At 73.0% G+C, this 5,229-nt stretch carries 4 protein-coding genes and 2 pseudogenes; 4 read left to right on the top strand and 2 right to left on the bottom strand.

The genetic code is table 11. The features are described 5' to 3' along the window. A pseudogene (locus tag RWM17_RS12000) lies at window positions 1-156 on the top strand (hypothetical protein); the annotation flags it as partial. A 52-nt stretch (window positions 157-208) separates the two neighbouring features. On the opposite strand, the gene RWM17_RS11995 reads toward RWM17_RS12000, so the two are convergent. Continuing rightward, window positions 209-1,261, bottom strand: a complete 1,053-nt coding sequence (locus RWM17_RS11995) for a low specificity L-threonine aldolase (protein ID WP_314103994.1) — start codon at window positions 1,259-1,261, stop codon at window positions 209-211. A gap of 62 nt (window positions 1,262-1,323) precedes the next feature. Between RWM17_RS11995 and RWM17_RS11990 the strand changes: the two genes are divergently transcribed. After that, window positions 1,324-2,244 (top strand): AEC family transporter, encoded by a 921-nt coding sequence (locus RWM17_RS11990; RefSeq protein WP_314103992.1) that lies wholly within the window; start codon window positions 1,324-1,326, stop codon window positions 2,242-2,244. A gap of 28 nt (window positions 2,245-2,272) precedes the next feature. On the opposite strand, the gene RWM17_RS11985 is transcribed toward RWM17_RS11990, so the two are convergent. Further along, window positions 2,273-3,109, bottom strand: coding sequence for an exodeoxyribonuclease III (locus RWM17_RS11985; RefSeq protein WP_123548606.1), 837 nt, complete (start codon window positions 3,107-3,109; stop codon window positions 2,273-2,275). A 68-nt stretch (window positions 3,110-3,177) separates the two neighbouring features. Here RWM17_RS11985 and pyrE point away from each other — a divergent pair, with 68 nt between their 5' ends. Then, a complete protein-coding gene (gene pyrE / locus RWM17_RS11980; RefSeq protein ID WP_314103989.1) occupies window positions 3,178-3,729 on the top strand; it encodes an orotate phosphoribosyltransferase in 552 nt (183 codons plus the stop codon). Then, a pseudogene (locus RWM17_RS11975) lies at window positions 3,726-5,229 on the top strand (hypothetical protein); the annotation flags it as partial. The gene pyrE and the pseudogene RWM17_RS11975, both read left to right, overlap by 4 nt.

Here is a 5,229-nt window from a genome sequence, read left to right as displayed (position 1 = left end):
GGGCTGACCCCCGCCAACGTCGCGGGTCGCGTCGCGGCGCTGCGGGCCGCCGGGGCCCGCGTGGTCGGCGTCGACGTCAGCTCCGGCGTGGAGTCGTCACGGGGCGTCAAGAGCGTCGAGCTCATCGACGCGTTCGTCGCGGCCGCCCGGCGCTGACGCGTTCGTCGCGGCCGCCCGGCGCTGAGACGGACGACGACGTCGCGGACGCTCAGAGCGCGGCGATCGCCGCCGCGATGTCGTCGACGAGCGCGTCGACGTGGGCTTCGGTGGTGTCGAACGAGCACATCAGGCGCACCTCGCCCGACGCCCGGTCCCAGTCGTAGAAGTGGTGCACCGCGCGGATCGGCTCGACGACCGCCCTCGGCAGCACCACGAAGACGCCGTTCGCCTCGACGGGCTGCGTCACCGTGACGCCGTCCAGCCCGGCGAGTCCGTCACGCAGCCGCCTGGCCATGGCGTTGGCCCGCGAGGCCGAACGGAGCCACAGGTCGCCTTCGAGCAGGGCGACGAACTGCGCCGAGATGAAACGCATCTTGGACGGCAGCTGGGCGTCCATCTTGCGCAGGTAGGTGATGCCCTCCTCGGCCTCCGGCGAGAACGCGACGATCGACTCGCCGAGGACGAGGCCGTTCTTCGTGCCGCCGAACGACACGCTGTCGACGCCGGCGTCCCGCGTCAGCTCGCGCAGCGACGCGCCGGTCGAGGCAGCCGCGTTCGCGAGGCGCGCGCCGTCGAGGTGCACCCGCATGCCGAGCGCGTGGGCGTGGTCGCTGATCGCGCGCAGTTCGTCCCGTGTGTAGACCGTGCCGAGCTCGGTGCTCTGCGTGATCGAGACGGCCAGCGGCTGCGGTCGCTGCTGGTCGCCCCAGCCGTGGGCCTGCCGGTCGATCAGCTCGGGAGTGAGCTTGCCGTCGGGCGTGGGCACGGTGAGGAGCTTGAGGCCGCCCATCCGCTCGGGTGCGCCTCCCTCGTCTGTGTAGATGTGCGCCGTCGCGGCGCAGATGACGGCGCCCCAGCGCGGAGTGAGAGCTTGTAGGGCGGCCACGTTGGCCCCGGTGCCGGTCAGCACGGGGTGGATGGTGGCACCCTCGCCGAACGTCTCGACGGCGAGCTCGGAGAGCCGGGCCGTGTAGGGGTCAGCTCCGTACGACGCGACGTGGCCGCCGTTCGCGTCGGCGACGGCCGCGATGACCTCGGGGTGCGCCCCCGCGTAGTTGTCGGAGGCGAACGTGTGGGCCGAGGCGTCGTGCAGGGAGGTCACCCGACCATCCTGCCCCAGCGGAGGCGGTGGGCCCCGCGACAGGCGTCGGGCAGGATGGGCACATGGGCGGAGTGCTGATCGGGTTCGGGATCATCGGGGTGATCATCGCCGCCGGCTGGGTGGTCGGACGCATCGACCTGCTCGGCCCGACCGGTCACCAGGTGCTCTCGCGCCTCGTCTTCTTCGTCCTCACGCCCTGCCTGCTCTTCTCCACGATCTCGCGGGCCGACGTGCACGTGCTGTTCTCGGACCTCCTCGTGGTGTCGGCCCTCGCCTCCCTCGCCGCCGCCGTGATCTCGGTGGTGCTGCTGAGGTTCGTCCTGCGTCGCTCGGCGGCGGAGACGACCATGGGCACGATGGGCGGCGCCTACGTCAACGCCAACAACATCGGCCTGCCGGTCGCGACCTACGTGCTCGGCAGCGCGACCTTCGTCGCCCCCGTGCTGCTCTACCAGCTGCTCGTCATCACACCGATCGTGCTGACGGTGATGGACACGGTCACGAACCGGGGCAGCAGCGTGGGGCGCGCCGTCGCGCGGCCCCTGCTCAACCCCCTGTTGATCGGCTCGGCGCTCGGGGTCCTGGTCGCCGTGCTCGAGATCGAGATCCCCGACCCCGTCATGCAGCCGCTCCTGCTCGTCGGCGGCGCGGCCGTTCCGGTCGTCCTGATCTCGTTCGGGATGTCGCTCTCGGGCTCGAAGCCGCTGCAGGCACGCGAGGGCCGGGCCGACATCGCGATAGCCACGGCCCTCAAGCTCGTCGTCATGCCCGTCGTCGCCTGGTCGCTCGGCGCCTTCGTCTTCGACCTCGGGCACGACCAGCTCTTCGTCGCGGTCGTCCTGGCCGGGCTGCCGAGCGCGCAGAACGTCTTCAACTACGCGCAGCGCTACCAGACCGGCGTCGTGGTCGCCCGCGACACGGTGCTCGTGACGACGATCGGGTCGGTGCCCCTGCTGGTGCTGGTCGCGGCGCTGCTCAAGTAGGCGGCGCCTCCTCGGCAGGCAGGTCGCCTCAGAAGATCATCGGGCGGTCGTCGTCGAGCTCGGTGTCGAGCTCGAGGTCGACCACGACGGGGACGTGGTCGCTCGGGGCGTCGCCCTTGCGCTCGTCGCGGTGGATCGACGCGTCCGTCACGAGGTCCGCGAACGGCTGCGACCCCATGATGAAGTCGATGCGCATGCCCTCGTTCTTGGGGAAACGCAGCTGCTTGTAGTCCCAGTAGGTGTAGCCCTCGGGCAGACGCGGGCGCACGACGTCGGTCAGGCCGACCCGCTCGAAGGCGGCGAACGCGTCGCGCTCGGGCTGGCTGACGTGGGTGTGGCCCTCGAAGACCGAGACGTCCCACACGTCGGTGTCGAGCGGGGCGACGTTCCAGTCGCCCATCAGCGCGAGCGGCTGGTCGGGTCGCTCGGCGATCCAGGCCTCCGTCTCGGCGGCGAGGGCGGCGAGCCAGTCGAGCTTGTAGTCGTAGTGGGGGTCGCCCAGCTCACGGCCGTTCGGCACGTAGAGCGACCAGAGGCGGACGCCCTCGACGGTGACGCCGATCGCGCGAGCCTCCTTCGGCTGGTCGGGCCCCTCCTGCCCCTTGGCGAAGCCGGGCTGGGTGGGGAACGTGATCGTCACGTCGTCCATCGGCAGGCGGCTCGCGAAGGCGACGCCGTTCCACTGGCTGAGGCCGTGCAGCTCGACCTCGTAGCCGGCCTCGCGGAACGCGTCGAACGGGAACTGCTCGGGCTTGCACTTGATCTCCTGCAGGCCGACGACGTCGACGTCCTCACGGACGAGCCAGTCGACGACCCGGCCGACTCGGGCACGGACGGAGTTGACGTTCCAGGTCGCGACGCGCATGCCGTCCACGCTACCGGCAGGAGGCGCACCCGGCCTGGGCGGAGCCTCCTGCCCTACCATTGGTCACCGTGACCGACGCACGCACGCAGCTCATCGACTACATCCGCTCCGAGGCCGTCTTCCACGGCGACTTCACGCTCACGAGCGGCAAGAAGGCGAGCTACTACATCGACCTGCGGAAGGTCAGCCTCGACCACCGCGTCGCCCCCCTGATCGGACAGGTCATGGTCGACCTCATCGCCGAGGTGCCCGACGTGTTCGCCGTGGGCGGCCTGACGATGGGAGCCGACCCGATCGCCTCCGCCGTGCTGCACCAGGGCGTGGCGACGGGACGCGACTACGACGCCTTCGTCGTCCGCAAGGAGCCCAAGGACCACGGTCGCGGCAAGCAGGTCGAGGGCCCCGACCTCGAGGGCAAGCGGGTGGTCGTCCTCGAGGACACCTCCACCACCGGGGGCTCGCCCCTGGCCGCCGCGAAGGCGCTGGAGGCGGTGGGCGCGGAGATCGCGGCCGTCGCCGTCGTCGTCGACCGCAGCACCGGCGCCCGCGAGGTCATCGAGGCCGCCGGCTACCCCTACTACGCGGCCATCGGGCTGGACGACCTCGGGCTGCAGCCGTGAACGACGCGCGCGACGGCCGCGGGTCTGACGACGAGGAGACGGGCCGGGAGCCGGCTGACGACACGTCGGGGCTCGACGCGGGCGACTGGCTCGCGGCGCAGTTCGCCGACGACGACGCGGTCGACGACGACCACGCGGTCGAGGCCCGCCCGGTCGACGACGACGGCCTGGCGGAGGGCGGCCAGGTCGAGGGCGGCCCGCGCGACGGCGTGTCGGCAGAGGACCGCTCGGTCGAGGCAGACACTGCCGACGACGGCGTGGCCGAGCCCGGCCTCCGGACGGCGGCGACGCCGATCTCGGCCGAGACCGTCCGCTCCGCGCCGTTCACCGTGCCGCCCGCCCCCACCGCCGAGTCCGAGGTCGTGAAGAGCTCGGGCCACCCGATGGCGCTCGACCTCTCGGCGCTCGCCGGGACGGTGCCGCCGCCCTCGCCGTCCGAGCCGACGCCGTCCGGTGAGCCGATGCCGTCCGGTGAGCCGATGCCGTCCGGTGAGCAGACGCCGTCCGCCGAGGGGGCCGTCGAGCACGAGGGCGTCCCCGACGCGGACGAGACCGTCCGGTCGGAGGCCGTCGCGCCTCCTCGCTACGAGGTCCCGCCGGCGGTCGCGCCGCGTCCTGTGCCGGTGCCGCCCGCTGCGGTGCCGCCCGCCGACCCGTCGGCCGCGGGGGCCGGCGACGAGCCCGACACCTCGGACGGCGCCTCGGTCGAGGAATCCGAGGCCGGCCCTGCGCCGCGGGACGAGCCCGGACCCTTCACCGCCCTGATCACGCCTGCCGTCGCGCCGCAGCCCGTCTTCCCGTCGTCCTTCGACTGGAGCACCCCGGCGGCGTCCGACGACCGGGCCGAGGGCCCGAGCCCGGACGGAGGGTCCCGGGACGACGTCGACCTGCCGCCCGCCGCGGGCGAGGACGCCGAGGAGGTGCCCGTCCCGTCGACCGACGCGGCCGACGACGCGCAGACGCGTGCGTTCGACCTCCCGGATGCTGTGGTCCCTGCTGCGGCTGCTGCGCCTGATCCGTCTGCGGACGCGGACGCGTCCGCGCCGGAGCCCGCAGTCGACCTGGTCGAGCCCGATTCCGAGTCCTCAGTCGAGCAGTCCGAGTCCGAGCCCTCGATCGAGCAGCCCGAGCCCGAGCCCGCGGCCGAGCTGACGGGCGAGCCTGAGTCCGCGATCGAGCAGGCAGAGACCGCGTCCGAGCTGACGGGCGAGCCTGAGTCCGCGATCGAGCAGGCAGAGCCCGGGTCCGAGCTGACGGGCGAGCCTGAGTCCGCGATCGAGCAGGCAGAGCCCGCGACCGAGTTCGCCTCGGAGCCCGAGCTTGAGCTCGAGCCCGAGCCCGAGCCGGGCACGGCCGAGTCCGCGCCCGCGGAGCCCTGGTGGATCGCCGAGCACCACGAGATGACCCGGCGAGAGCGCCGCGAGGCCGAGGCTGCCGGCGTCGTCGTGCCGCCCGCGGTGGCGGCGTCCCCGGATGCTGCGGCTGCGGCCGCCGCCGCTG

It is taken from the genome of uncultured Frigoribacterium sp., from assembly GCF_963515265.1.
Classification (GTDB): domain Bacteria; phylum Actinomycetota; class Actinomycetes; order Actinomycetales; family Microbacteriaceae; genus Frigoribacterium.
Note: the sequence above shows the minus strand (reverse complement) of the source record. Positions and strands in the feature narration are given on the sequence as shown.